Below are 23,866 nucleotides of genomic sequence, written 5' to 3'. Positions count from 1 at the left end.
GGTCTTGTCATGGATGATGCCGGCTGATGTTGTCATAACATGTTATGATGAGTCAACGTTGTTATGATAAGTAGATGCCCGCATGGGCTGTCCCCATGAATCCCGCGAATCTCGTGACAACCAGCTCCTTGCCCCGCTTCAAGCAGATCGAAGGCGCGCTGCGCCAGCGCATCGTCAACAACGAATGGACGCCGGGCATCAAGTTGCCATCGGAGGCCGAGCTGATGGCGGAGTTCGGCGTCAGCCGCATCACCGTGCGCCAGTCGCTGGCATCGCTGCTGGCGGAGGGGCTGATCGAGACGGTCCACGGCAAGGGCAGCTTTGTCAGCCGCCCCGCGGGGCAGGCCGACCTGGGACCGCTGACCGGCTTCTACGACTACATGCGCGCCCGTGGCCACGAAGCGCACGGCAAGCTGCTGTCGACGCGGCTGATCACCGCGCCGGCCATCGCCGCCGATGCGCTGCGCATGCCGCCCGGCAGCAAGCTGCTGAGCGTGACCACGCTCAAGTCCGTGGGCGGCACGCCGGTGGCGGTCGGCATGACCATGGCGCCCGAAGCGCTGATGCGCGCCATCCTCGAGCACGACCTGGAAAACAACGACGCGCTGACGATCGTGGAGGGCCGGCTCGGCTATCGCCTCAAGTACCTGCACACGGAAAGCGCGGCGATCCCCGCCACCGCGGAAAGCGCGCGCCGGCTCCAGGTCGCGCCGGGCGAGCCGCTGCTGCGCATCCGCTTCACGCCGCACGACATCGACGACCGGCCGCTGGCGTTTTCGGAATTCATGTTCCGCGGCGACAAGTTCACCTACAAGGCCTGCGTGCGGCGTTAGGGCCGCTGGCTGTGGCGGCAAGGGAACTTTCGCATGCACGCCGCGGCCTGATCTGCATCGGCGCCGGCGCCAGGTGGTGCGGTTCGGCGCCGCCCAGTCGCAGGAGTCCAGGATGTTCTCGCCGCTTTCCCCACGTTTGCTGTCTACCGCGCTCGCGGTAGCGTTGTCCGCGGGCGTGCCGGCCGCGCTGGCCGCGGCCCAGCAGGATGCATCGCGTCCATCGGCCAAGGAGGGCGCGCCCGAGGCCGCCTGCAAGCACGCGGTCAAGGCGGCGCTGCCCAATCCCGGCAGCTTCAAGTGGGTGGCCGCCACCGCGCGCCAGATCGACAAGGACAACTACAGCGTGGTGGCCGATGTCGAATACCTGGCCCAGGACGGCGCCGTGCGCGAGGCCAAGGTCCAGTGCGACGTACGCCGCGCCCAGGGCAACCGCTTCGCCGTGCCCAAGCTGCGGCTGCCGCATTAATCCCAGATGGCTGCCCAAGCCGGCTGTTGCAATTTAATGTGGACACTGTCCATTTGATTTGCTAGTCTATGTGTACAGCATCCACAAATGCTCGCGGCAATCGCCGCACCCCGGCCGTTACCCACTCACTGGAGACCGAAAATGCAAATCGAAGCACAAAAGGAACACCGCTGGCTGCAACGTCTGGTTGGCAACTGGATGGCGGAGGGCGAGGCCGTCATGGGACCGGACCAGCCGGTGCAGACCTGGCAGATTCCGGAGCGGGTCAGCGCGATCGGCGACGTCTGGGTGCAGTGCGTGGCCCAGGGCGACATGCCCGGCTGCGGCCAGGCCTCGACGGTCATGACGCTGGGCTACGACCCGGCGCGCAAGCACTTCGTCGGCACCTTCATCGGCTCGATGATGACCCACCTGTGGGTCTACGAGGGCGATCTCGACGCGGGCGGCCAGCAGCTGACGCTGCGCGCCGAAGGGCCGGACTGCTCGGGCAACGGCCGCATGGTGCAGTACCGCGACGTGATCACGTTCCGCGACGACAACCACCGCGAACTGACTTCGTACATGCAGGGCGAAAACGGCGAATGGACGCAGATCGTGAAGGCCACCTACCGTCGCCAGCCGTGAGCTTCAGGAACGCTCCCCGGCCATCCGCGCCAGCCGCGACAAGCGCGAGCCGGGGCCGGGCGGATCGTCGTGGCGGCCGCCGCGCGACCGCTGCGCATTGCGCCGGCGCCGGCGGCGCAACAACAGCAACAGCGAGGCGGGCACCAGCAGCACCAGTACCAGCAGCGCAAAGGTGACCAGACCCGGGTCGCGCGCCGCGGCGGCGACCCGGTCCACCAGCAAGGCACTGACCACGATGCCCGGCAACATCCCCAGCGCGGTGCCGATCAGGCAATCGCGCAGGCTGATGCGCGAGGCCCCCACCACCAGGTTGACCAGCGAGAACGGTGCGATCGGCACCAGCCTCAGCACCACCATGGCGACGATGCCGTGCTTGCCCAGCTGGTGGCTGACGCGGTTCAGGCGCCTGCCGCCGAAGCGGCGCACGGCGTGGCGCCCCAGCAGCCGGCCAGCCAGGTAGCCCGCGCCGGTGCTGAGCACCGTGCCGCACAGGGCCAGCACGGCGCCGTAGAGCGGGCCGAACACCACCACGGTGACCAGGATCAGCAGGGTTACCGGCAGCAGTGTTACCGCACCGGCCAGATAGACCCCCATCATGGCCAGCGGGGCCAGCGGCATCTCGTCCACCCGCTCGATGGCCCCCAGCAGGGCACGGAAGTCCGCCCACTCGCGCAGCGGCGTATAGCGCCACGCAAAGGCCAGCCCCGCCACCAGCAGCGCCAGCGCCACCATCACCCCCACCCGCCCGAGCACGCGCGGGCGCGCCTCGTGGCTGACGAACTCGGCCAGCACCTGGTCGCTGTCGATCGGCTCGATCGGGTCCAGCAGGTTGGCGGCCGGTGACGCGGCATCGACATCGTCGGGCAGCGGCGGCACATAGTCTTCCAGCGAGCGCCCGTCGCTGCGCTGCAGGTTGCGGATCGCGCCGAGCACGCTGCGCGTGGAGGCCACCTCGGCCTGGAACGCCTCGGGCGCCACCTCCAGGTGTTCGCCCAGCAGCCGCGCGCGCATGGCGGCGATCGCCGCCTGGATGCGCGGCTCGCCGCCCGAGACCACCACGATATTGCACTCGGTGTCGAGCCCCAGCGAACGATTGCTGAGGTTGGAGGAGCCGATGGTGAGGAAGTCGTCGTCGATCACCGTCACCTTGCTGTGGACGTTGACACATTCGGGCAGCAGGCCGGGAATCGTCGGGCAGTACAGGCGAAAGCGATCGAACCGGTCGGCCGCGCGCAACTGCCGGTACAGGCGTGCGCGCAGCACGCCCATGCTGTGTGCCTCGAGCCAGCCGCTTTCATTGCGGCGCGACACCAGCACGATATCCGGGCCGTCCTCGTGCCCCAGGCGCGCGGCCAGGGCCTTGGCGATCTCGCCCGAGCTGAAGTACTGGTTCTCCATGTAGATGCTGTGCCGGGCCGAGGCGATGGCATCTTGCAGCAGCATGCGGATCTCGCTGACGCCGGGCTCATCCTCGCATGTGGGCATGGTGCGGGCGATGCCCACGCGCACGTCGGTCAGTTCGGGCGCCAGGCTTGGCGGCCACGGATCCGACGAGGTCGGCGCCACCGGCCGCGGCTGGCTGCCGCTGGCGCGCAGCCAGCGTTGCGCGCACAGCTTGCCCAGCGCCGCGGCGGCGCTGCCGTCGACCACGCACTGCACGTCATGGAAGGGCGCGTAGGGCCGGCCTTCGGCCATGCGCAGCGGCGCGCCGGGCGCGTGCTGGTTGTCGTCCCAGCGGCGCAGCGTCAGGTCCAGCCCGCCGACGAAGGCGACCTTGTTGTCGAGCACCACCACTTTCTGGTGGTGCGAAGCGCCGGGAGGATGATTGCCGTCCAGCAGGAACGACAGATGCCGGTGCGCCTGCCAGTGCGCGCTGGCCGAGGGCAGCCATTCGCGCTCCATCGCCATCACCATGGCGTAGTCCCAGCTCAGGATGTAGATGCGCAGGCTGGGGCGGCGGTCGGCCAGCGCGCACAGGAAGTCGCGCAGCCCGGGCGGCAGGCCATCCTGCGCGCCGGCCGGGACCAGTTCCATGCGGCTGTCGATGTCCCAGCCCAGGATGAAGATGGTGTGCTCGGCCAGCGGCAGCGCCTCGCGCAGTGCGCGGAAATAGGCGTCGGCGTCGACCAGCATGGCAAAGCGCCGGCAAGCTTCGACGCGCCAGCAGTTGCGCCCGGGTTTGAGCTGGAAGCCGGGCGGCGAGGCGGGATCATGCGGTGGCGGCGACGCCGGGGGCGCTGGGGACGCCGTGGTGCCGGGCGGATTGTATTGCCTCATTGCGTACGCTCAGGGGAAGCGAAAGCCATAGCCTGAAGCGTCGCGCAAGTTCCGTACCCTGCGCAGGCGCCCGCTGCTGCCGCGCCGGGCCCGGCTTTTGCGTGTGCGCCTTACATGCCTTTGTAAGAACGGCACGCGCGAGCCGGCGTGCCGCAGGGCGTGGAGCGTGTCAGGAAGCGTGTCCGCGCCGCATCGTGGCGGGCCGGGCGATGCCCCAGACGTCCAGCAGCGGCTCGAAGTGCGGGGTGTTGTCGCGCGGCACGGGCGTGACGCGCCGTGGCGGCGGCAACGGCCGGCCGGTCAGCACCAGCGGAGTTTCGGCCTCGGGCGGTAGCTCGGGCTCGCCCTCGTAGGCGACGACGCCCATCTGGCGGGCGGATTTGAGCGCGCGGGTCAGTTCGGCGGCGCTCAGGCGGCTGGCGGTGGCGAGCCGGTGCCGGGGCATGGGCCCATTGGCACGCAGGCTGGAAATCAACGCCATCACGCATTCCCGGGTGGTTCGATTCATGTCGCTGCGTCAGAAAAATGGTGCGGCAGCGAACCCGCCGATCGGGTTCCTTGCCTGCGGATAACCATTCTTCAGCAGGGGTCATGGTCTTGCCAACCCGATATGACACTTGTTCACATTCCTGCAAGAGAAGGCAACGAAATCGCCAGGGTGCATCAGTGCCGCGTTTTCGGGTCGCCGGTGGGAAAGCTGGGCGGCGCGCCGTCATGCCGGGTCAGCATGGAGCCATGCCGGCGCCACTTGCGGGCGTGGCGATCCTGGATGTCTTCGGCAAGATCGTGCAGTTCCGCCACCCTGGCGTCGAGCGGGTCGGGATAAATGTCCAGCGGGCGGTATCGGAGAAGAAAACGCATGACGGGTCTCGGTGGTCCTGGTCGTCGGCCTGTGGCCTGACTCCAGTATTGGCGGTGGACCCGAGGTTTTCAGCAGAAGATGCGCGTCACTTTGATGCGACTCAATACATCTCGCGCAATGAACCGTTGCGGCCCGCTGTGTCAGCGGGCACGCGAGGCAATGATGGCGAGGTAGCCGGCGCCGCCGTGGGCGGGCCGGCCGAGACGGCGCTAGCGGCCGAGGCGGGCATTGCCGCGGGCATCGCGGCAATAGATCTTGCGTTCACGCACCAGGCCGTCGCGGCCATGGATGCACAGCGGCACGCCGTCCTCGCGGGCACGCATCCAGCCGGCGGCGATGGCGGCTTCCTGCGTCGGGAAGTGCAGTGCCGCGTCGTCGGGGCCGCTTTCCAGGCCCTCGATGGTAAGCGCCCATTGCTCCTCGCTGGCGTATTCGGAGTCGCCGGTCGAGGCGGGAAGCACGTGGATGCTGCGTGACGTCATGGTGTTCTCCGTGATGGCTGGCAGTGACATTGGGGTTTTAAAGGATCCCGCGGCCGCGGGCTATCGGTCGCAGTCCTACAAGCATTTTCGGGACCAGCCGGCACGCGGGGGCGCGGCACCGCCGTAGTGCGGCATGCCGCGTGGCATGTCGCGCGTTCTGCTGACATCGCGGTAGGACGAATGCCGACTTTTCGTACCGCCACGGATTGCTACGATCCAATTGCCGGTTGGGCAACAGGCTGCCCGGTCAAGCCATTCCGAGCTCTTCCATCCTGGCGGCGCATGCCGCATCCACACGAAGCAAGGAGATCATCATGAGAAAGCTATACGCACTGTTTGCCCTCGCTGGCATGCTGCTGGTCACGGGTTGCAACACCATGGCCGGTGCCGGCAAGGATATCGAGCGCGGCGGCGAGAAGGTGCAGGGCGCGGCGGAAACCACCAAGCAGAAGATGTGAGTTGCTGGCGGCCACGCTGTGGCCAGTCGCGATGGCCCGTGCCCCAGGCACGGGCCGTTTTCATTCATGCATGCGCCGCTTCGGTGCAGTTGTGGCGCCAGCGACCTCGCTGATGGAGCGGTTGCCGCTGCGCAGCTCAGCCGCGGCGGAGCGCAGGCGCCAATGAGCGAAGTACTGCATCCGTTGGCCACGGCCGCATGGCGCTGGCGCATTCAGCAAGCGCCGGTGGAGGGCCTGCCCGGGCTCGCCGCCGGTGTTCCATGGCGGCGGCTTTGCCGACGCGCGCGAACCCTGCGCCGGCTAGGCGCGCTCGGCCCGCTTGCCCAGGATCACCAGCGCGATGCCGCCCAGCACCGCCGCCGCGCTCAGCGCCAGGCGCAAGGTCAGGGCCTCGCCGAGCCACGCGGTGCCGCCTGCCGCGGCGATGACCGGCACGCTCAGCTGCACGGTGGCCGCGGTAGCCGCGCGCAGGCGCGGCACCGCGGCGTACCAGATCACATAGCCAAGCCCCGAGGTAATGGCGCCGGACACCACCGCATAGGCGAGCCCGGTGCCATCCAGGGAGCGCTGTGCCTGGATCGCGGCACCGAGCGCCAGCGCCATGGGCACGGCGCGCACGAAGTTGCCAGCGGTGGTCTCGACCGGATCCGCTGCCCGCTTGCCACGCAGCGAATAAACGCCCCAGGCGATGCCAGCCGCAATCATCAGCAGCGATGAGGCCAGCGGAGGCGTCGCCAGGCTCGGCAGCATCAGCCACACCAGCCCGGTCAGCGCCAGCGCCAGGCCCACCCACTGCTGCGCGCGCAGCGGCTCGCCGGTGTAGAGCCCGTAGCCGGTCATGGTCGCCTGCACCGCGGCGAACAGCAGCAGCGCGCCGGTGCCGGCGCTCAGGCGCTCATACGCGAACGAGAACGCCGCGGCATAGCAGAACAGCGCCAGCGCAGACAGCCAGTTGCCGCCCAGCGTCATGGCGCCGGCGCCGTGGCGTCCGGCCTGCCGCCGCGCCATCACGATCAGCCACAACACCGCCGCCGCGGCCGCGACGCGCGCCAGCGTGAAGGTGCCGGCGTCGATGGTGGTGCCTTTCAGCGCCAGCCGGCACAGCAGCGAATTGCCGGCGAAGGCCAGCATCGCCAGCGCGGTCAGCAACGCGGTGTTTGCGGGCGGCATGCGGGCCGGCCTTGCGCTTAGCCGGCGGGCCGCTCGTCGCCGGTGTCGCCGATGGCGTACGAGGACAAATGCTCGATCGCCCGGACCAGCCCGGAATGGTCCCAGGCCGCGCCGCCCAGCCCGTTGCAGACATTGAACAGTTGCTGGCACGACGCCGTATTGGGCAGGCCCACGCCAAGCTCGCGCGCGGTCGACAGCGCCAGCTCCAGGTCCTTCTGGTGCAGCGCGATGCGAAAGCCCGGCTCGAAGGTGCGGCGGATCATCCGTTCGCCATGCACTTCCAGGATGCGCGAACTGGCAAAGCCGCCCATCAACGCTTCGCGCACGCGGGCCGGGTCGGCGCCGGCGCGGGCCGCCAGCACCAGGGCCTCGCCGACCGCCTCGATGGTCAGCGCCACGATCACCTGGTTGGCCACCTTCGCCACCTGGCCGTCGCCGGCCGCACCCACGCGCGTGATGTTCTTGCCCATCAGCTGCAGGATGGGCAGCACGCGGTCGAACACCGCCTGCTTGCCGCCGGCCATGATCGACAAGGTGCCGGCCCTGGCGCCGACTTCGCCGCCCGACACCGGCGCGTCGACATAGTCCGCGCCAATGGCCTCGATGCAGCGCGCGAACTCCCGCGTGGCGATCGGCGAGATCGAGCTCATGTCGATCACCGTGACGCCGCCCGCGGTATCGGCCAGGCCATCGGCGACGCCGCGCTCGCCGAACAGCACCTTTTCCACGTCGGGCGTGTCGGGCAGCATCAGGATGATGGTTTCCGACTGCCGCGCCACCTCCTCGGCGCTGGCGCAGGCGTTCACGCCGGCATCCTGCAGGTCTTGCGGCACGCCGCTGCGGCTGTGGGCGAACACTGTATGCCCGCCGTCGACCAGGTGCCGCACCATGGGCTTGCCCATCACGCCAAGTCCGATAAAGCCGATCTTGCTCATGTCAGTGTCCGGTTGGGTGGTGCGCCGTGCCGGCGCCTATCCAGATGATAGACCGCATTGCCGGCATCCCCGCTTCTGCGCGGCCACGCCGCGCTCGCGGCGGGCGCGCGGCCAAAGGCGGGCCCGTCGCCAATATCTTTGCTTCGGCTGCAAAAGCATTAGGCAGTGCGAAGGTCTTATCGCCCGCCGCAGCGGCCCATATTATTGGATCGGCAAAAAGCGGCATCTCATCTTTGCTCAGAAAGCAATAGGTGAGATGTGTCCGCCAAAAACAAACCAATGCAAACCGAGGTGAAGCAAATGGAGACGGCATCTGTACGCAAGCAACGTTTCATGGTCCGCCGGGTGGCCCCGCTGGCGCCGGGCATCCGGTGGCTGGCCCCGGTGCTGGCTGCCTAGGCGCTGGCGCTGCCCGCCGCTGCGGCCGCGGCCGAAACCTGGCCGACCAGGCCGGTCACGCTGATCGTGCCGTTTCCCGCGGGCGGCGTGGTCGACAAGGTCGCGCGTCAGATGCAGGAGGGACTACGCAAGCGATTGGACCAGTCGGTGATCATCGACAACCGCCCCGGCGCCAGCGGCACCATTGGCACGGCTCAGATCGCGCGCAGCCAGCCGGACGGGTACACCATCGGCATGGTGTTCGACAGCTTTGCCACCGAGCGCCGCTTCTATCCGAAGCTGCCGTATGACGCGCATAAGGACCTGGCCGGCGTCTCGTACATGGTACGCGCGCCGATGGTGCTGGTCGTGCCCGCCGCTTCGCCCTACAAGACCGTGCAGGAATACGTGGCCGCGGCGCGCACGCCCGGCAAGGTGTCGTACGCGTCGGTCGGGTCCGGCAGCTCCAACCAGCTGGTGGCCGAGGCTTTCCACGAGGCGGCCCGCACCAGCGGCATCCATACGCCCTACAAGGGCGGCGGCCCGGCTATCAATGACCTGCTCGGCGGCCACGTCGATTCGATGATCGCGAGCCTGGCGCTGTGCCTGCCGTATGTGCAGGCTGGCAAGCTGCGCGCGCTGGCGATCACGTCGACGCAACGCGACGCCCGGCTGCCCGGCGTGCCGGCCGTGGCCGAGCTTTACAAGGGCTTCGAGGCGTACTCGTGGGTTGCCATGATCGCGCCGGCGAAGACGCCGCCCGCGGTCGTCGCCAGACTTGGGACGGCGGTGACCGCAACGCTGCGCGACCCGGCCGTGGCGAGACAACTGACCGATGGCGGCTTCGACATCGTGGCCGGCGACGGCGCTCAGGCAAACCAACTGGTCCAGCAGGAATCGGCGCGCTGGGGCCGGCTGATCAAGTCCCGCAATATCGTTGCCGAATAGTTCGTCGGCTTTAACCTGTCAACCATTCCAGCATGCAGAACAAGCTCTTTATCAACGGGCGCTTCGTCGACGCACTGAGCGGCGTCACCATCGAAGTACTGAACCCGCACGACGGCAGTGTCATCACCCACATCGCGGCAGCGGAAGCGGCCGATGTCGATCTCGCGGTGGAAGCCGCCGCGCGCGCTTTCCCGGCGTGGTCCCGCATGGCCGCCGCGCAGCGCGGGCGCCTGCTGCTCAGGCTGGCGGATGCCATCGAAGCCAACGCCGAAGAGCTGGCACGGCTCGAATCGCTGGACACCGGCCATCCGATCCGCGACTCCCGCGCCCTCGATGTGCCGCGCACGGCCGCCTGCTTCCGCTACTTCGGCGGCATGGCCGACAAGCTCGAAGGCGCGGTGGTGCCGGTGGAGCCGGGTTTCCTCAACTACGTGCAGCGGGCGCCGATCGGCGTGGTCGGCCAGATCGTGCCGTGGAACTTCCCGCTGATGTTCACCAGCTGGAAGATGGGCCCGGCGCTGGCGGCGGGCAATACGGTAGTGATCAAGCCGTCCGAGCTGACGCCGCTGTCGTCGCTGCGCATTGCGGAGCTGATGGCCGAGGTCGGCTTTCCGGACGGCGTGGTCAACGTGGTGCCGGGATACGGACATACGGCGGGCCAGCGCCTTGCCGAGCATCCGCGCGTCGGCAAGATCGCCTTTACGGGCTCGACCGCCACGGGGCGCAGGATCGTCGAGGCCTCGCAGGGCAACCTGAAACGCGTGCAGCTGGAGCTTGGCGGCAAAGGTGCCAACATCGTCTTTGACGATGCCGATCTGGATGCCGCGGTCAACGGCGCGGCCTGGGCCATTTTCCATAACCAGGGCCAGGCCTGCATCGCCGGATCGCGCCTTGTGCTGCACGAGCGCATTGCCGATGCGTTCCTGGACCGGTTCAGCGCGCTGGCGGCTTCGATCCGGCTCGGCAACCCGCTGGACCCTGAGACGGAGATGGGGCCTCTCACTTCGGCGCAGCATCGCGACCGGGTGCTGTCTTACGTGGATGTCGCGCGCGAGCAGGGCGGTCAGCTGCTGGCGGGGGGCAAGGCGCCCGCAGCCGCGTCGCTGGCGCAAGGCTACTACGTCGAGCCGACCATCGTGCAGGCGCGGCCCGATGACCGCGTGGCGCAGGAAGAGGTGTTCGGCCCGTTCGTCACCGTGCTGCGCTTTGGCAGCGACGAACAGGCGCTGGCCATTGCCAATGGCACGCCGTACGGGCTCGGCAGCGGCCTGTGGACCCGCGACCTGTCACGGGCGCACAAGCTGGCCGGGGCGATGCAGGCCGGGATGTGCTGGATCAACTGCTACAAGCGTGTCAGCCCCGGCAGCCCGTTTGGCGGCGTCGGACAGTCGGGCTACGGTCGCGAGATGGGCTTCGAGGCCATGCGCGACTACACCGAGGCACGCTCGGTGTGGGTGAATGTCGACGCGCAGATCGCGCCGCACTACCGCCGCTGAGGCGGCGGACGCCTCGCGCCCCGGCTGCATGTCAGGCGCGCGGCGGCCGCCCCGCGAAGGCATCCTCGAGCAGTTGCCGGATGCCTTCCGGTTCGAGCGGCCGCGGGTTCGGATACTGGTCGCGCAGCGCCAGCGCGCAGATCCGGTCGAGATCGGTCGCCGCCATGCCCAGTTGCCGCAGCGAGCTCGGCGCGCCCAGCCGAAGGGACAGGTCGAAGACGGCGCGCGCGCCGCAAGCCTGCGGAGCGCCCACGGCCTGCGCGATGGCCTGCATGGCTTGCGGCGCGGCAGCGGCATTGTAGGCCAGCGCATGCGGCAGCACCACCGTGTGCACTTCGGCGTGCGGCAGGTTCAGCGTGCCGCCCAGCGTGTGGCACAACTTGTGATGCAGCCCCACCGTGACGCTGCCGAGCACGGCGCCGCACAGCCAGGCCCCATACAGCGCATCTCCGCGCGCCACATGCAAGGCCTCGGTCGGCGACGCCGCGTCGGCAATGACCGGCAAGGCCCGGCTCATTGCCGCGATGCCTTCGCGCGACATCCAATCGCTGACCGGGTTGCGGTCCGCGGCATAGAGTCCCTCGGCCGCGTGCGCGATCGCATTGATGCCGCTGGTCACGCTGATCGCGGCGGGCAGCGCCTGCGACAACTCGGGGTCGTAGATGACCGTGCGCGGCAGCACGCGGGCATCGCGGCCGGTGCGCTTCAGGCCGGCATCGGTCAGGCCGTAGATCGGGGTCATTTCGGAGCCGGCGTAGGTCGATGGCACGGCAATCACCGGCAGATCCGATTCGAGCGCGATGGCCTTGCCCAGGCCGACGGTCGAGCCGCCGCCGATGGCGACCACCGCGCTGGCGCCGCTGCGCGCGGCGGCCTCGCGCGCGCGGCGCGCCTGTTCGATCGGGACGTGCATGACCGCGCCATCGAAGATGCCGGCGCTGCGTGGCCCCAGCAGCGCGGCGGCACTTTCGGCAAGCCCCCGCTGGCCGGGGGTGCACAGTACCAGCACGCGACCGGCGCCGAGTGCGTCGGCTTCATCGGGAAGCCGTGCCAGGGTGCCATGGCCGAACACGACACGCTGGGGCAAGGTCTGGTAGGAAAAGGGATGCATTGAAAGATTCGCGTCGGATAACGGGACCGGCCTTGATGCTTTGCATGCCGTGCAAAGACTTGTCGCCGGCCTGAATGACACCGATACTACGGTCAGCGTGATGGCTGCGAGAAGCCGTCGCCGCTGCGCAATGCCTTTGCGAAGGAAGCACAAATGGAATTTGTCCGCTTTGCCGAAAACCTGGCCACCTTTGTCGACGTCGCGCGTACCGGCAGCTTTTCCGCCGTGGCGCGCCAGCGCGGACAGGTGGCGTCGTCGGTGGCGCGCCAGATCGACGCGCTCGAACGCGAAATGGGCGTGGCGCTGTTCACGCGCTCGACCCGGGCGCTGGCGCGCACCGACGCGGGCGACCTCTTGTATGAGCGCGCCGCGCGCATCCTGCAGGACCTGAGCGAAACCCGCGATGCGGTAGCGGCGCTGGAGCAGGGCGTCGCCGGACGGCTGCGTGTCGCCTGCCTGCCGGCGTTCGCCCGCCGCCATGTGGTGCCTCACCTGGGCAGCCTCTACGCGCAGTACCCCGGCCTGTCGGTCGAACTGGAGCTGACCGAGCGCGTGGTCGACCCGGTGGTAGAGCGCTTTGACCTGGTGATCCGCGTGGGGCAGCAGGCCGACAGCAACCTGATCGCCCGTTCGATCGCCACGCAGCGCTATGTCGTTTGCGCAACGCCGGACTATCTGAGGATGCATGGGCGTCCAACCCATGTCGATGACCTGGTGCGGCATCGGCTGGTCGACCGTGCGCATAGCACCAGCATGCGCGGCTGGCGCGAGCTGCTGACACCGGCCCATGCCGCGCGCGTGGCATTCGCGGTCGAGTGCGACGATTGCGATGCTCGGCGCCTGTCGGTGCTGCAGGGACTGGGCATCGCGCTGATGCCGGACTGGTCCGTGGGCGAGGACATCGGCGCCGGGCGCCTCGAAGAACTGTTGCTGGAAGGCACCTTGCCGCAGCCGCAAAGCAATATCTACCTGCTGCGCGCGGCACCGCGCGCCACGGCGAAGGTCAAGGCGTTCTGCGCCCATCTTGCGCACGGCATTGGCTCGCCGCCGAGCTGGCAACTGGCAATGGTGCCGGCGCGCGAGCGCGCACGGCGCAACCCGGCCGCTCCGTTGCCGGAAGGCCCGCGGCGCGCGCCGGCGCCCAAGGCCGGAAGCAGGATGACCGCGCGGCAAGCGCGGGCATGACGACGCGGGGAAGAACAGGGGATGTCGCCGGGGCGGTCCAGCGCTGGCGCATCAGGATGATTCAGAACCGGCGCCAGGCGCCGCATCGAAGTGAACTGGGACGATACTCGAATTTTCCTCGCGCTCCAGCGCGAGCGCACGCTGCGCCAGGCTGCCCGTGTGGCCGGTGTCGACCAGGCGACGGTAGGGCGCCGGCTGGCGGCACTTGAGCATGCCCTTGGGGCGACGCTGTTCCTGCGGACTTCCGAAGGCTATGTGCTGACGCCCGCCGGCGAGAATGCACTGCGCTCGGCCGAAAAGATGGAGAAGTTCGCCCATGACCTGGTCAGGCAGGCACAGGGCGCGGACAGCCGGCTGGCCGGGGAGGTCAAGGTGACCACCACCGATTCGCTGGCGCTCGAGTTCGTGATCCCGGCCATCGCGCGCGTGCATGCCGAGCATCCGGATGTGCGCGTCATGCTGAATACTTCGACGCAGATGCTGAACCTCGCGCGCCGCGAGGCGGATATCGCGATACGCAACATGAAGCCCGAGAATCCGGACCTGGTGGCGCGCCGGCTCGCGCATTGGCCAGTCGGCCTGTTCGCGTCACCTGGATACCTCGCGCGGCGCGGCACGCCTGCGCAGGCCGATGCCTTCGCGGGCCATGACCTGGTGATGTACCAGCCGTTCCTGCACGGCAGTTCCGCGCCGACGCTCGTCGGCGAGCCGATCCACACGGGCAGGCTGGTGGCGGCGGCCAATTCCAGCCTGATGCTGCGTAGCATGATCCGGACCGGCATGGCCATCGGCGAGGTGCCCGTGCCGCTGGCCGAGCGCGACGGGCTGGTGCGGATCTGGCCTGAGCGCGAGCGTGCCGGCCGCTACGAGGTCTGGCTGGTCACGCACCAGGACCTGCGGCATACCGCGCGGGTCAGAGCGATGATCGACAGCATCGTCGACGCTTTCCAGCCTCGCGGCAGCTAGCGGCGGCCGCGGCCAGGGTGGTGCAGACCTGCACCGCTGACCGAGGCCCGTTGGTTCTCTGCTTCGAACGTGGTGTTGCTGGCATCGGATGCTGTTTGGCATCGCCGTGGCGGCGCTGGTGATTGCGATCGCTTCGGATCTCGCGAGCGCTGAAGTATGGCTGGCACGCGCGGACGTCGCACAGCGGTAACCCGGTGGGGCCGGCGGCATCTGGTGCCTGCCGGCCCTCGCTGCTACGCGGCGCCGTGGTGGTTCACGGCGAGCACGATCTTGCCAAGGTTCTGGTTGGACTCCATGCGCCGGTGGGCTTCGGCGGCACGTTCCAGCGGCACCACGCTGTCGACTACCGGCTTCAGTCCTCTGGCCTGGAACTCCGCCAGCCAATGCGCGCTGAAGCGGTTGACCATCGCGTGCTTCTCCGCTGGCGTGCGCGACTTCATCACCGTGCCGAGGATCCTGAGGTGGCCGTACAGAATGCGTTCCAGCGGCACGCTGGCGCCGGTGCCGCCGCCGAGGAGGCCGACCTGGACCAGGCGGCCGCCATTGGCGAGCGACAGAATATTGCGCTCGAAATACGGGGCGCCGATAAAGTCGACGATGACATCGACACCACGTCCCGCGGTGGTTTGCTCGACGACGGCCTGGAAGTCTTCGCGCTGGTAATCGATCAGCACGCTTGCGCCGAGTGCATTCAGTTGATCCAGCTTGTGGCCGCTGGCCGTCGCAAAGACCTGCGCCCCGCACGCTGCCGCCAGCTGCACCGCGGCGGAGCCCACGCCGCTTGCCGCGGCGTGAATCAGCACGCGCTCGCCGGGGCGGAGCTGGCCAAGGTGGAGCAGGGCCTCGTGCGCGGTGACGTAGGCTTCCGGGATGGCTGCGGCTTCCACGTAAGCCAGTCCCGCCGGAACCGGCATGGCCATGCGATAGTCGATCCGTGCCAGTTCCGCATAGGCACCCCCGCCGACGATGCCCATGACGCGGTCGCCCGGCGCGAAGCCTTGTACCGCGTCGCCAACGGCCAGGACCTCGCCGGCGATCTCGAGGCCCATGAGCGCGGAGTCGCCAAAGTCGGCGCGGCCATAGGCACCCCGCCGCTGGTTGACGTCGGCGCGGTTCACGCCGGCGGCGTGGTTGCGCACCAGCAGGTCGTGGGGGCGTAACACGGGATCGGGGACCTCGGCCAGTTGCAGGACATCGGCATCGCCGAAGGACGGGAGGGTGATGGCTTTCACTTGGGCTCCTGGAGTGGCCTGCGCGGCCGGGAGGGCGCGCAAGCCGAGAAGGGAGGCCCAGTATAGGTTGGCGGTTTCTCGGAAAATGCAGGGATTTTTCCCTTGGTGCCATGCAATTCTGCAGCGGTCCGCCAATAGCGGCGGGGCGCCCAGGTCTTCACGAAGTCCGTAGGTGAAGTCAACCTCCGGAAACCCGCGCACGCACGCATACTGGCCTGGCAAGGACGGTGGCGAGTCTTGCGCGAGCCCCCATTCAGTCGCACGCCAGCGCAGACAGCGGACCGGGCGCCGCATGGGTGCCGGCCCGCGCCGCCGCCACGCGCGCCGCAGCGTCGTCCAGCTGCGCCAGCGTGCCGGCATCGATCGGGATCCGCTGCGCGCGGGCGGCGCGGAATGCGCGCTCCGGTTCGCCGGGCAGCTGGATGCCGGTCTGCCCGGGCTGCAAGCGCGCGCTTTTCATCCAGTCGGCGAAGGCCGCGACTTCATGCCCGAACGAGGTACTGGTGCCGAGCCGCGCGGGATCGAACACGATCGCCAGCATGTTGTTCCAGACCGCGTGCTCGTGCCGCAGCGTTTCCGGGCGGATGGTATGGCCGCCCGTGACGGCGGCGCCGAGCAGTTCGCACATCACCGCCAGCACGTGGCCCTTGTGCTCGCCGAAGGGCCGCAAGGCGCCTTGCGGCGTGTCGGCGGGCGGGTACATCACGGCGGCATCGGTGGTGGGCTCGCCCTGCGCATCGAGCAGGCAGCCGGCCCCCACCGGCACGCCCTTGTTATGGGCCACGCGCACTTTGCCCAGCGCGATGGCGCTGGTGGCGAAGTCCAGTACCAGCGGCGGCGCGCCGGCCACCGGCACGCCGATGGTGAACGGATTGGTGCCGTAGCGCGCGTCGTAGCCGCCGTGGGGCGCCACGATCGGCTTGGACAGCACGTTGACGAAGTGGATCGAGATCATGCCGGCGGCCGTGGCCTGCTCGGCCCAGTGGCCGACCCGCCCGAGGTGGTGCGACTGGCGCAGGCCCATCACGCAGACGCCATGCTCGCGGGCGCGGGCGATGGCCATCTCCATGGCCTGCGCCGTTACCGCCTGCCCCATGCCGCGGTTGCCGTCCAGGCTGAGCAGGCTGCCGCCGTCCTGCAGCACGCTGACCTGGCGGTTCAGCTGCAGCTCGTCGGCCTGCCACGCCAGCACATAGCGCGGGATCATGCCGACACCGTGGGAGTCATGTCCGCTCAGGTTGGCGCCGACCAGGTGGTCGGCGGTCAGTTGCGCTTCGTGGGTGCCGCTGCCGGCGGCAAGCCAGAGATCGGTGACCCACTGGTGCAGCGCGCGGGTGGGAATGCGGAGTTCGCTCATGTCGGCCTTGGAGGGAGGAATACGTTGCGAAACACAAAGCCCCGTTGCCGTGTGACGGCAACGGGGCTTTCATGATACGTCCGGCGCGCGCGCGACGGTCCGCGCCTGGCCGGTGATCGGCAAATGCCTACTGGCGCGGGGCTTCGTGCGCCGGGGTTTTTGCCAGGATTTCCCTGATGCGGGCCAGGTAGCTGTCGCCCACCGCGCGGTGGATGCGCGCTGTCTCCGCGGCAAACTGGCGCCGGCTGGGCGGGCGGATGCCCAGGCTGCGGCAGATCGTGGACAGGTAGGGCTTGCGCGGGCCTGCCAGGCGATGCACCGCGCTCTGCAGCGCGGCGTCGCCGATGCGGCCGCGCAGCCACGCCAGCACCTGGCGGTCATAGTCGTTTTGCACGCGGATAAGGTGTTCCATGCCGGACCCCACTGTTCATCCATACAGTTACTGTAAATATATACAGTATCGGCGTGGAGGCAAGAAAAATCCGGCCCGCGCACGGCAAAAGGCTGCCTCGAAACTACGCGTGCGTCGCGTTCAGAAGATTCCTGGTGCCAGCGGCGTCGCCCGACACCAGCGGCAGCACCGCGTCGCGCTTCTCCAGCAAGTGGCGCTTCAGTACCGCGGCCAGGCGCTTGCCGTCGCGGGCTTCCAGCGCCTGGATCATCTCTTCATGGTCCTCGACCGCCTCGTCCCACTTGCCGCTTTGCTGGTTGGAGCGAAAACGCAGGGCCTGCAGGCGGCGATTGATCGACTGGTAGGTCTGCCGTAGCGCCCCGTTGCGCGCGGCCTCGTTGATGCGGTCGTGGATCTCCTGGTTGCGGCTGTAGTAGCCCGGCAGGTCGTTCTGGGCGCGGCAGGCCAGCATCGCGTAGTGCAGCGCCTTGATCTGCGCGAGTTCCGCCGCGGTGATGCGCTCGCAGGCCAGCTCCCCGGAAAACGCCTCCAGCCCGCTCATCAGCTCGAAGCTCTCCCTGACCTCGGCCTCGCTCATGCGCGAGATGCTGGCGCCGCGGTTGGGCAGAAGGTCGATCAGGCCTTCGGCCGCCAGCACCTTGAGCGCCTCGCGCAGCGGCGTCCGCGAGATGCCCAGGGTCTCGCACAGCTCGCGTTCATTGAGCTTGGTGCCCGGCGCGAATACGCCTTCGACGATGAACTGGCGCAGGTGCTCGACCACGGTGTCGTGCAGGCGCGGACGTGCCAGGCGCGGCAGCGAAGGCGGCGAAACGTGCTCGGCCACGCCTGCCGCTCGGTCATCGTTATATGAGTTTTGCATTCAATGTCCTCTATCCACTTGACGTGGATTCTACTGCATCCCGCTTCCTGACCTCAAATCGCGGGTTAACCACGACAAATCAGCGCAAATTTCACCTTGGGTCGCCTCGATGGCTCTGCTATAGTCGATTGCATTCAAAATTCATAAAACAACAAGGAGGCACGCTTTTCATGGTTCACCTCGATTTCCATCCTTCTGGGCGCCACTTCTTGCAGATCCCGGGCCCCAGCCCGGTGCCGGACCGGATCCTGCGCGCCATGAGCTATCCGACCATCGACCACCGTGGCCCGGAGTTCGGCGCACTCGGCCGCAAGGTGCTGGCGGGCATCAAGGAAATCTTCAAGACCAGGCACCCGGTGATCATCTATCCGGCGTCGGGCACCGGCGCCTGGGAAGCGGCGCTGACCAATACGCTCAGCCCGGGCGACCATGTGCTGATGTTCGAGACCGGGCATTTCGCCACCCTGTGGAAGAAGATGGCCGAGGCGCTCGGCCTGCGCCCGGAATTCCTGGGGCTGCCCGGCATCGAAGGCTGGCGCCGCGGGGTGCAGGCGGACATGATCGAGGCGCGCTTGCGCGAGGACAGCGGCCACACGATTCGCGCCGTCTGCGTGGTCCACAACGAGACCTCGACCGGCGTGACCTCCGATATCGCCGCGGTGCGCCGGGCCATCGATGCCGCCGGGCACCCGGCGCTGCTGCTGGTGGACACGATCTCGGGCCTGGGTTCGGCCGACTATCGCCATGACGAGTGGGGCGTCGACGTGACCGTGTCCGGCTCGCAGAAGGGCCTGATGCTGCCGCCGGGGATCAGCTTCAACGCGCTGTCGCCCAGGGCGATCGCCGCCAGCCAGAACGCTACGCTGCCGCGCGCGTTCTGGGGCTGGGCCGAGATCATCGAAGCCAACAAGAATGGCTACTGGCCGTACACGCCCAACACCAACCTGCTGTATGGCCTGTCCGAAGCGCTCGACATGATCCTGGGCGAGGGCCTGGAGCAGGTCTTCGCCCGCCACCAGCGGCTGGCGGAGGCGACACGCCAGGCCGTGCGCGCGTGGGGCCTGCAGATCCAGTGCGCAGACCCGGCGGTGTACAGCCCGGTGCTGACCGGCGTGATGATGCCCGACGGCGTCGACGCGGATGCGGTGCGCAAGCTGATCTATGAGCGCTTCGACATGTCGCTGGGGCAGGCGCTGGGCAAGATGCGCGGGCGCATGTTCCGCATCGGCCATCTCGGCGATTGCAATGACCTGACCCTGATGGCAACGCTGGCCGGTTGCGAGATGGGACTGAAGCTGGCAGGCGTGCCGCTTGCCGGCAGCGGCGTGGCCGCGGCCATGGCGTCGCTCGCCGCGCACGCCGACAAGCCGGTGCTCAAGGCCGCCGCCTGAGCACAGCCGACTGAGCGCAGCCGACCGAGCCGCGCAGGCCAGGGCGGGCGCGGCATGGTCCGCCGCCTGCCTGACCTTCCTGCCGGAGCATCACCACGACATGCGCCCACCGCAGGCGGCCGCATGCATCGCCGTGGGCGCGCAGCCCTTGTTTCTTGCATGCCATGAACATGACTTCGTCCTCCCTGCTGGTCAAGCCGATCCACCTGGTGCCAGCGCAGCACCGGGCCATCTCGCCGCTGTCGGCGCTGCTGCGCAAGGAACTGCGCGGCGACGTGCTGTTCGACCGCGCCGCCCGCGGCCGCTATGCCACCGACGCCTCCATCTACCAGATCATGCCGGTCGGCGTGGTGGTGCCGCGCGACCAGGCCGACCTGGTGCGCGCGCTCGACATCGCGCGCGACCAGCGCGTGCCGGTACTGGCCCGCGGCGCCGGCACCAGCCAGTGCGGCCAGACGGTGGGCGAGGCGCTGGTGATCGACACCAGCAAGTGGCTCAACAACGTGGTCGCGTTCGATGCCGACGCGCGCACGGTGACGGTGGAGCCCGGCATCGTGCTGGACCACCTGAACGCCTGGCTCAGGCCGCACGGGCTGTGGTTCCCGGTGGACGTTTCCACCGGGGCGCAATGCACCATCGGCGGCATGGCCGGCAACAACTCGTGCGGCTCGCGCTCGATCGCCTACGGCAACATGGTGCATAACGTGCTGGCCATCGATGCGGTGCTGGCGGACGGCAGCGATTGCCATTTCGGTTCGCTGGCGCAACCGGTGGCGGCAGGGCGCGCCGAGGGCATCCTTCATGGGCTGCAGCGCATCGCCACGCGCGAGCGCGGCGAGATCGCCGAGCGCATGCCCAAGGTGCTGCGCCGCGTGGCCGGCTACAACATCGACCTGTTCGACTGCCAGAATCCGCGCGCCTATACCGACGACGGCCATGCCAACCTGGCGCATATCCTGGTCGGTTCCGAAGGCACGCTGGCCTGCAGCCGCCAGCTCACGCTGAAGCTGGCGCCGCTGCCGGCGCACAAGGTGCTGGGCGTGGTCAACTTCCCCACCTTCTACCAGGCAATGGACCTGACGCAGCATATCGTCACGCTGCAACCGGTGGCGGTGGAACTGGTCGATCGCACCATGATCGACCTGTCGATGGAAAACCCCGCCTTCCGCCCGGTGGTCGAGCGCGCGCTGGCCGGCGATCCGCAGGCCATCCTGCTGGTGGAATTCGCCGGCGACGACCGCCAGGCGCTGCTGGCGCAACTGGACCGGCTTGCCGAACTGATGGCCGACCTGGGCCTGCCGGGCTCGGTGGTGAAGATGCCGGAGGAGAAGGCGCAGAAGGCCCTGTGGGACGTGCGCAAGGCCGGCCTGAACATCATGATGAGCATGAAGGGCGACGGCAAGCCGGTCTCGTTCATCGAGGATTGCGCGGTTCCGCTCGAGCACCTGGCCGAGTACACGCGCCGGCTCACCGAGGTCTTCCACAAGCACGAGACCGAGGGCACCTGGTACGCCCACGCCAGCGTCGGCACGCTGCACGTGCGGCCGATCCTTGACATGCGCCGCGACGGCGCGCTGCGCATGCGCGAGATCGCGCAAGAGGCGGCCGAGCTGGTGCGCGAATACAAGGGCGCCTATTCCGGCGAGCACGGCGACGGCCTGTGCCGCGGCGAATGGGTGGCCTGGCAATACGGCCCGCGCATCAACGCCGCGTTCAGCGAGATCAAGGCGCTGTTCGATCCGGACAACCGCTTCAACCCCGACAAGCTCGTGCGCCCGCCCCGCATGGATGCGCGCGAGAACTTCCGCTTCGCGCCCGGCTACGCCGCGCTGCCGCTGGCGCCGGCGCTGGACTGGTCGGCCTGGAACGTGCGGCGCGATCCGATGACGGGCGCCGAGACCGCGCCGGGTACGGGCAACGATACCGCCACGCATGGCCTCGCATCGGCCGTGGAGATGTGCAACAACAACGGCCACTGCCGCAAGTTCGACGCCGGCACCATGTGCCCCAGCTATCGCGTGACCAAGGACGAGCAGCACGTCACGCGCGGCCGCGCCAACACGCTGCGGCTGGCGCTGACCGGACAGCTCGGCAGCGACGGGCTGGCCAGCGCGGAAGTGAAGGAGGCGCTGGACCTGTGCGTCTCGTGCAAGGGCTGCAAGCGCGACTGCCCCACCGGCGTCGACATGGCGAAGTTCAAGATCGAGGCGCGCCACGCGTGGACCAGCCGGCACGGCATCAGCCTGCGCGAGCGCATGGTCGCATTCCTGCCGCGCTACGCACCGGCGGCCAGCCGCGTGCCGGGCCTGCTGGCGCTGGCCGACAGCCTGCCCGGGGTCTCCGGCTGGATCAAGCGCGCGCTCGGGTTTGCGCCGCAGCGGTCGCTGCCGCGCTTCGCCGCGCCGTTCCTGGCCGGCCGCCGCGGCACAGCCAGCGATGCCGGCAGCAACGCCGATGGCCGCGAAGTGCTGCTCTTCGTCGATACCTTCAGCAACTACATGGAGCCCGACAATGCGCGCGCCGCGCAGGCCGTGCTGGAAGCCGCAGGCTATACCGTGCACTTCAACACCCGCGCAGGCGAACGTCCGCTGTGCTGCGGCCGGACCTTCCTCGCCGCGGGCCTGGTGGACGAGGCGAAGGCCGAGGCGCGGCGCCTGCTCGACACACTGCGTCCCTTCGTCGAGCGCGGCGTGCCGGTGGTCGGCCTGGAACCGTCGTGCCTGCTGTCGCTGCGCGACGAGTTCCTGGGCTACGGCTATGGCGACGAGGCGCGCCAGCTGGCCAGCCTGTCGTTCCTGTTCGAGGAGTTCCTGGTGCGCGAGCGCCAGGCGGGCCGGCTGGCGTTGCCGCTGCGGCCGCTGCAGGTCTCCGAGGCCATTGTGCACGGGCACTGCCACCAGAAGGCGTTCGATGCCTTCACGCCGGTGCAGACCGTGCTGGGGTGGATTCCGGGCCTGAAGGTGGCACCGGTGGAGTCGTCGTGCTGCGGCATGGCCGGCAGCTTCGGCTATGAAGCCGAGCATTTCGAAGCATCGCAGGCGATGGCCGAACTGTCGCTGCTGCCGGCGGTGCGCCGGCGCGGCGCCGATGCCGTCGTGGTCGCGGACGGCACCAGTTGCCGCCACCAGATCCGCGACGGCGCGCAGGCCGAGGCGATGCATGTGGCAAGAGTGCTGGCGATGGCGCTGGAGGGTGGCCGCCATGACTGAGCCGATGCGCCATCCCGTCCACGACCGTGCCCGCCTGCAGCCGCCGGCGCCGGCAAAGATCGGCGATCGCATCGAGGACGTCGGCACGCCGGCGCTGCTGGTCGACCTCGATGCCTTTGACCAAAACGTGGCCCGGATGCAGTTGCTTGCCGATGCCGGCGGCGTGGCGCTGCGCCCGCATGCCAAGGCGCACAAGTCGGTCGCGATCGCGCAGCGGCAGATCGCCGCCGGCGCGGTGGGCATCTGCTGCCAGAAGCTCAGCGAGGCTTATCCGTTTGCCGCCGCCGGCATCGCCAGCATCCATATCAGCAACGAGTTCGTCGGCGCCGACAAGCTGGCGATGGCGGTGGAGCTGGCCCGGCATGTGGACCTGAGCGTTTGCGTGGACGACCTGCGCCAGGTATGCGCGATCGCCGCCGCCGCGACGGCCGGCGGCGTGCGCATCACCGTGCTGGCGGAAGCCGATGTCGGGCAGGGGCGATGCGGTGTCGACACCCCCGAAGCGCTGGGCCGGCTGGCCGATGCGATCGGCGAGGCGCCGTCGCTGCATTTCGGCGGGCTGCAGGCGTATCACGGCGGCGCCCAGCACCTGGCGCACTGGACGCAGCGCCGCGACGCGGCCCGGCGCGCCGCCGAACAGGCGGGCGCCTACGTGGCGCACCTGCGTGCCCGCGGCATCGCCTGCCCGGTCATCACCGGCGGCGGCAGCGGCACCGCGGAGTTCGATTGCGAAAGCGGCGTCTATACCGAGATCCAGCCCGGCAGCTACGTGTTCCTGGACGGCCACTATGGCGCCAGCGAATGGCCCGGGCGTTTCCAGCCGCGGCACGGCCTGTTCCTGGCGACCACGGTGATGAGCACCGCGCGCGCCGGCGTGGCGGTGTGCGATGCGGGCCTGAAGTCGCTCGCGGTGGATTCCGGCCTGCCGCGCCTGTGGTCCGGCCCGGGGAGCGAGTGGCTGCGCTATATCGCGGCCAACGACGAGCACGGCGTGCTGCAGGTGCTGGACGAAGACGGCCAGGCCCTGCTGGGCAGCAAGCTCTGGCTGGTGCCCGGCCATTGCGACCCCACCGCGAACCTGCACGCGCAATACGTGTGCTGCCGCGACGGGCACGTGGCCGAGCTGTGGGACATCGCGGCACGCGGCCTGAGCCGCTGACAGCCGCGCGGCAGCGCAGATAAAGAGAAGAGAGAAGAGCCGCAACAAGCGGCACC

22 protein-coding genes are annotated in these 23,866 nt (G+C 68.9%); 11 read left to right on the top strand and 11 right to left on the bottom strand.

Annotation, left to right across the window (positions count from 1 at the left end; genetic code table 11):
- Nucleotides 1–95 precede the first annotated feature (95 nt).
- From FHX60_RS11180 to FHX60_RS11170, 3 genes are all read left to right on the top strand, one after another.
- Nucleotides 96–833, top strand: a complete 738-nt coding sequence (locus FHX60_RS11180; RefSeq protein WP_112775724.1) for a GntR family transcriptional regulator — start codon at nt 96–98, stop codon at nt 831–833.
- 112 nt (nt 834–945) lie between these two features.
- On the top strand, nt 946–1,299 hold the full coding sequence (locus FHX60_RS11175; RefSeq protein ID WP_092310558.1) for a DUF2880 domain-containing protein: 354 nt from the start codon (nt 946–948) through the stop codon (nt 1,297–1,299).
- A 141-nt stretch (nt 1,300–1,440) separates the two neighbouring features.
- Nucleotides 1,441–1,923, top strand: a complete 483-nt coding sequence (locus FHX60_RS11170) for a DUF1579 domain-containing protein (RefSeq protein WP_112775665.1) — start codon at nt 1,441–1,443, stop codon at nt 1,921–1,923.
- Nucleotides 1,924–1,926: 3 nt separating this feature from the next.
- Here FHX60_RS11170 and FHX60_RS11165 read toward each other — a convergent pair whose 3' ends face one another.
- The 4 genes from FHX60_RS11165 to FHX60_RS11150 all read right to left on the bottom strand — a co-directional run bounded on the left by FHX60_RS11165 (nt 1,927) and on the right by FHX60_RS11150 (nt 5,544).
- Entirely contained in the window at nt 1,927–4,200 is a 2,274-nt protein-coding gene (locus FHX60_RS11165) for a VTT domain-containing protein (protein ID WP_183283374.1), read from the bottom strand.
- A gap of 169 nt (nt 4,201–4,369) precedes the next feature.
- A complete protein-coding gene (locus tag FHX60_RS11160; protein WP_183283451.1) occupies nt 4,370–4,681 on the bottom strand; it encodes a hypothetical protein in 312 nt (103 codons plus the stop codon).
- Between the two features lie 182 nt (nt 4,682–4,863).
- Complete coding sequence (locus FHX60_RS11155; protein ID WP_183283373.1) at nt 4,864–5,061, bottom strand: hypothetical protein; 198 nt, start codon at nt 5,059–5,061, stop codon at nt 4,864–4,866.
- Between the two features lie 210 nt (nt 5,062–5,271).
- Nucleotides 5,272–5,544, bottom strand: a complete 273-nt coding sequence (locus FHX60_RS11150; RefSeq protein WP_092310544.1) for a DUF2188 domain-containing protein — start codon at nt 5,542–5,544, stop codon at nt 5,272–5,274.
- Nucleotides 5,545–5,858: 314 nt separating this feature from the next.
- Between FHX60_RS11150 and FHX60_RS11145 the strand changes: the two genes are divergently transcribed.
- A complete protein-coding gene (locus FHX60_RS11145; RefSeq protein ID WP_112775662.1) occupies nt 5,859–6,002 on the top strand; it encodes an entericidin A/B family lipoprotein in 144 nt (47 codons plus the stop codon).
- Nucleotides 6,003–6,302: 300 nt separating this feature from the next.
- Here the strand turns inward: FHX60_RS11145 and FHX60_RS11140 are convergent, their stop codons facing one another.
- Together FHX60_RS11140 and FHX60_RS11135 are read right to left on the bottom strand one after the other, a co-directional pair.
- Nucleotides 6,303–7,172, bottom strand: coding sequence for a DMT family transporter (locus tag FHX60_RS11140; RefSeq protein ID WP_112775661.1), 870 nt, complete (start codon nt 7,170–7,172; stop codon nt 6,303–6,305).
- Nucleotides 7,173–7,189: 17 nt separating this feature from the next.
- On the bottom strand, nt 7,190–8,107 hold the full coding sequence (locus FHX60_RS11135; RefSeq protein ID WP_183283372.1) for a 2-hydroxy-3-oxopropionate reductase: 918 nt from the start codon (nt 8,105–8,107) through the stop codon (nt 7,190–7,192).
- A 402-nt stretch (nt 8,108–8,509) separates the two neighbouring features.
- On the opposite strand from FHX60_RS11135, the gene FHX60_RS11130 reads away from it, so the two are divergent.
- The gene (locus FHX60_RS11130) at nt 8,510–9,433 is read left to right on the top strand and encodes a tripartite tricarboxylate transporter substrate binding protein (protein ID WP_260163835.1); all 924 of its coding nucleotides are present in this window, start codon (nt 8,510–8,512) and stop codon (nt 9,431–9,433) included.
- A gap of 32 nt (nt 9,434–9,465) precedes the next feature.
- Nucleotides 9,466–10,929 carry an aldehyde dehydrogenase family protein gene (locus tag FHX60_RS11125; protein ID WP_112775659.1) on the top strand — a complete coding sequence of 488 codons (1,464 nt, stop codon included), beginning with the start codon at nt 9,466–9,468 and terminating at the stop codon, nt 10,927–10,929.
- 31 nt (nt 10,930–10,960) lie between these two features.
- On the opposite strand, the gene FHX60_RS11120 is transcribed toward FHX60_RS11125, so the two are convergent.
- Complete coding sequence (locus tag FHX60_RS11120) at nt 10,961–12,040, bottom strand: maleylacetate reductase (RefSeq protein ID WP_183283371.1); 1,080 nt, start codon at nt 12,038–12,040, stop codon at nt 10,961–10,963.
- A 153-nt stretch (nt 12,041–12,193) separates the two neighbouring features.
- Here FHX60_RS11120 and FHX60_RS11115 point away from each other — a divergent pair, with 153 nt between their 5' ends.
- Together FHX60_RS11115 and FHX60_RS11110 are read left to right on the top strand one after the other, a co-directional pair.
- Complete coding sequence (locus FHX60_RS11115; RefSeq protein WP_183283370.1) at nt 12,194–13,225, top strand: LysR family transcriptional regulator; 1,032 nt, start codon at nt 12,194–12,196, stop codon at nt 13,223–13,225.
- Between the two features lie 90 nt (nt 13,226–13,315).
- Nucleotides 13,316–14,191, top strand: a complete 876-nt coding sequence (locus FHX60_RS11110) for a LysR family transcriptional regulator (RefSeq protein ID WP_183283369.1) — start codon at nt 13,316–13,318, stop codon at nt 14,189–14,191.
- 233 nt (nt 14,192–14,424) lie between these two features.
- Here FHX60_RS11110 and FHX60_RS11105 read toward each other — a convergent pair whose 3' ends face one another.
- From FHX60_RS11105 to FHX60_RS11090, 4 genes are all read right to left on the bottom strand, one after another.
- Nucleotides 14,425–15,423 carry an NAD(P)H-quinone oxidoreductase gene (locus FHX60_RS11105; RefSeq protein ID WP_183283368.1) on the bottom strand — a complete coding sequence of 333 codons (999 nt, stop codon included), beginning with the start codon at nt 15,421–15,423 and terminating at the stop codon, nt 14,425–14,427.
- Nucleotides 15,424–15,676: 253 nt separating this feature from the next.
- Nucleotides 15,677–16,780: a malate/lactate/ureidoglycolate dehydrogenase gene (locus tag FHX60_RS11100; RefSeq protein ID WP_183283367.1), complete on the bottom strand. Its 1,104-nt coding sequence runs from the start codon at nt 16,778–16,780 to the stop codon at nt 15,677–15,679.
- A 127-nt stretch (nt 16,781–16,907) separates the two neighbouring features.
- Nucleotides 16,908–17,192 carry a CppA family protein gene (locus tag FHX60_RS11095; RefSeq protein ID WP_112775653.1) on the bottom strand — a complete coding sequence of 95 codons (285 nt, stop codon included), beginning with the start codon at nt 17,190–17,192 and terminating at the stop codon, nt 16,908–16,910.
- Nucleotides 17,193–17,295: 103 nt separating this feature from the next.
- Nucleotides 17,296–18,051, bottom strand: a complete 756-nt coding sequence (locus tag FHX60_RS11090) for a GntR family transcriptional regulator (RefSeq protein WP_112775652.1) — start codon at nt 18,049–18,051, stop codon at nt 17,296–17,298.
- A gap of 170 nt (nt 18,052–18,221) precedes the next feature.
- Here FHX60_RS11090 and FHX60_RS11085 point away from each other — a divergent pair, with 170 nt between their 5' ends.
- The 3 genes from FHX60_RS11085 to FHX60_RS11075 all read left to right on the top strand — a co-directional run bounded on the left by FHX60_RS11085 (nt 18,222) and on the right by FHX60_RS11075 (nt 23,810).
- Nucleotides 18,222–19,442: a pyridoxal-phosphate-dependent aminotransferase family protein gene (locus tag FHX60_RS11085; RefSeq protein WP_183283366.1), complete on the top strand. Its 1,221-nt coding sequence runs from the start codon at nt 18,222–18,224 to the stop codon at nt 19,440–19,442.
- Between the two features lie 164 nt (nt 19,443–19,606).
- Entirely contained in the window at nt 19,607–22,651 is a 3,045-nt protein-coding gene (locus FHX60_RS11080) for an FAD-binding and (Fe-S)-binding domain-containing protein (protein ID WP_183283365.1), read from the top strand.
- Nucleotides 22,644–23,810, top strand: a complete 1,167-nt coding sequence (locus FHX60_RS11075) for a DSD1 family PLP-dependent enzyme (RefSeq protein ID WP_260163816.1) — start codon at nt 22,644–22,646, stop codon at nt 23,808–23,810. The genes FHX60_RS11080 and FHX60_RS11075 overlap by 8 nt, the downstream gene beginning before the upstream one ends.
- The last annotated feature ends 56 nt before the right edge of the window (nt 23,811–23,866 follow it).

The sequence above is a fragment of the Cupriavidus alkaliphilus genome (genome assembly GCF_014191175.1).
Taxonomy (GTDB): domain Bacteria; phylum Pseudomonadota; class Gammaproteobacteria; order Burkholderiales; family Burkholderiaceae; genus Cupriavidus; species Cupriavidus alkaliphilus.
Note: the sequence above shows the minus strand (reverse complement) of the source record. Positions and strands in the feature narration are given on the sequence as shown.

Coding starts and splice junctions, on each gene's coding strand:
- FHX60_RS11180 (WP_112775724.1), top strand. CDS start 96: ATGAATCCCGCGAATCTCGTGACAACCAGCTCCTTGCCCCGCTTCAAG.
- FHX60_RS11175 (WP_092310558.1), top strand. CDS start 946: ATGTTCTCGCCGCTTTCCCCACGTTTGCTGTCTACCGCGCTCGCGGTA.
- FHX60_RS11170 (WP_112775665.1), top strand. CDS start 1,441: ATGCAAATCGAAGCACAAAAGGAACACCGCTGGCTGCAACGTCTGGTT.
- FHX60_RS11165 (WP_183283374.1), bottom strand. CDS start 4,200: ATGAGGCAATACAATCCGCCCGGCACCACGGCGTCCCCAGCGCCCCCG.
- FHX60_RS11160 (WP_183283451.1), bottom strand. CDS start 4,681: ATGGCGTTGATTTCCAGCCTGCGTGCCAATGGGCCCATGCCCCGGCAC.
- FHX60_RS11155 (WP_183283373.1), bottom strand. CDS start 5,061: ATGCGTTTTCTTCTCCGATACCGCCCGCTGGACATTTATCCCGACCCG.
- FHX60_RS11150 (WP_092310544.1), bottom strand. CDS start 5,544: ATGACGTCACGCAGCATCCACGTGCTTCCCGCCTCGACCGGCGACTCC.
- FHX60_RS11145 (WP_112775662.1), top strand. CDS start 5,859: ATGAGAAAGCTATACGCACTGTTTGCCCTCGCTGGCATGCTGCTGGTC.
- FHX60_RS11140 (WP_112775661.1), bottom strand. CDS start 7,172: ATGCCGCCCGCAAACACCGCGTTGCTGACCGCGCTGGCGATGCTGGCC.
- FHX60_RS11135 (WP_183283372.1), bottom strand. CDS start 8,107: ATGAGCAAGATCGGCTTTATCGGACTTGGCGTGATGGGCAAGCCCATG.
- FHX60_RS11125 (WP_112775659.1), top strand. CDS start 9,466: ATGCAGAACAAGCTCTTTATCAACGGGCGCTTCGTCGACGCACTGAGC.
- FHX60_RS11120 (WP_183283371.1), bottom strand. CDS start 12,040: ATGCATCCCTTTTCCTACCAGACCTTGCCCCAGCGTGTCGTGTTCGGC.
- FHX60_RS11115 (WP_183283370.1), top strand. CDS start 12,194: ATGGAATTTGTCCGCTTTGCCGAAAACCTGGCCACCTTTGTCGACGTC.
- FHX60_RS11100 (WP_183283367.1), bottom strand. CDS start 16,780: ATGAGCGAACTCCGCATTCCCACCCGCGCGCTGCACCAGTGGGTCACC.
- FHX60_RS11095 (WP_112775653.1), bottom strand. CDS start 17,192: ATGGAACACCTTATCCGCGTGCAAAACGACTATGACCGCCAGGTGCTG.
- FHX60_RS11090 (WP_112775652.1), bottom strand. CDS start 18,051: ATGCAAAACTCATATAACGATGACCGAGCGGCAGGCGTGGCCGAGCAC.
- FHX60_RS11085 (WP_183283366.1), top strand. CDS start 18,222: ATGGTTCACCTCGATTTCCATCCTTCTGGGCGCCACTTCTTGCAGATC.
- FHX60_RS11080 (WP_183283365.1), top strand. CDS start 19,607: ATGAACATGACTTCGTCCTCCCTGCTGGTCAAGCCGATCCACCTGGTG.
- FHX60_RS11075 (WP_260163816.1), top strand. CDS start 22,644: ATGACTGAGCCGATGCGCCATCCCGTCCACGACCGTGCCCGCCTGCAG.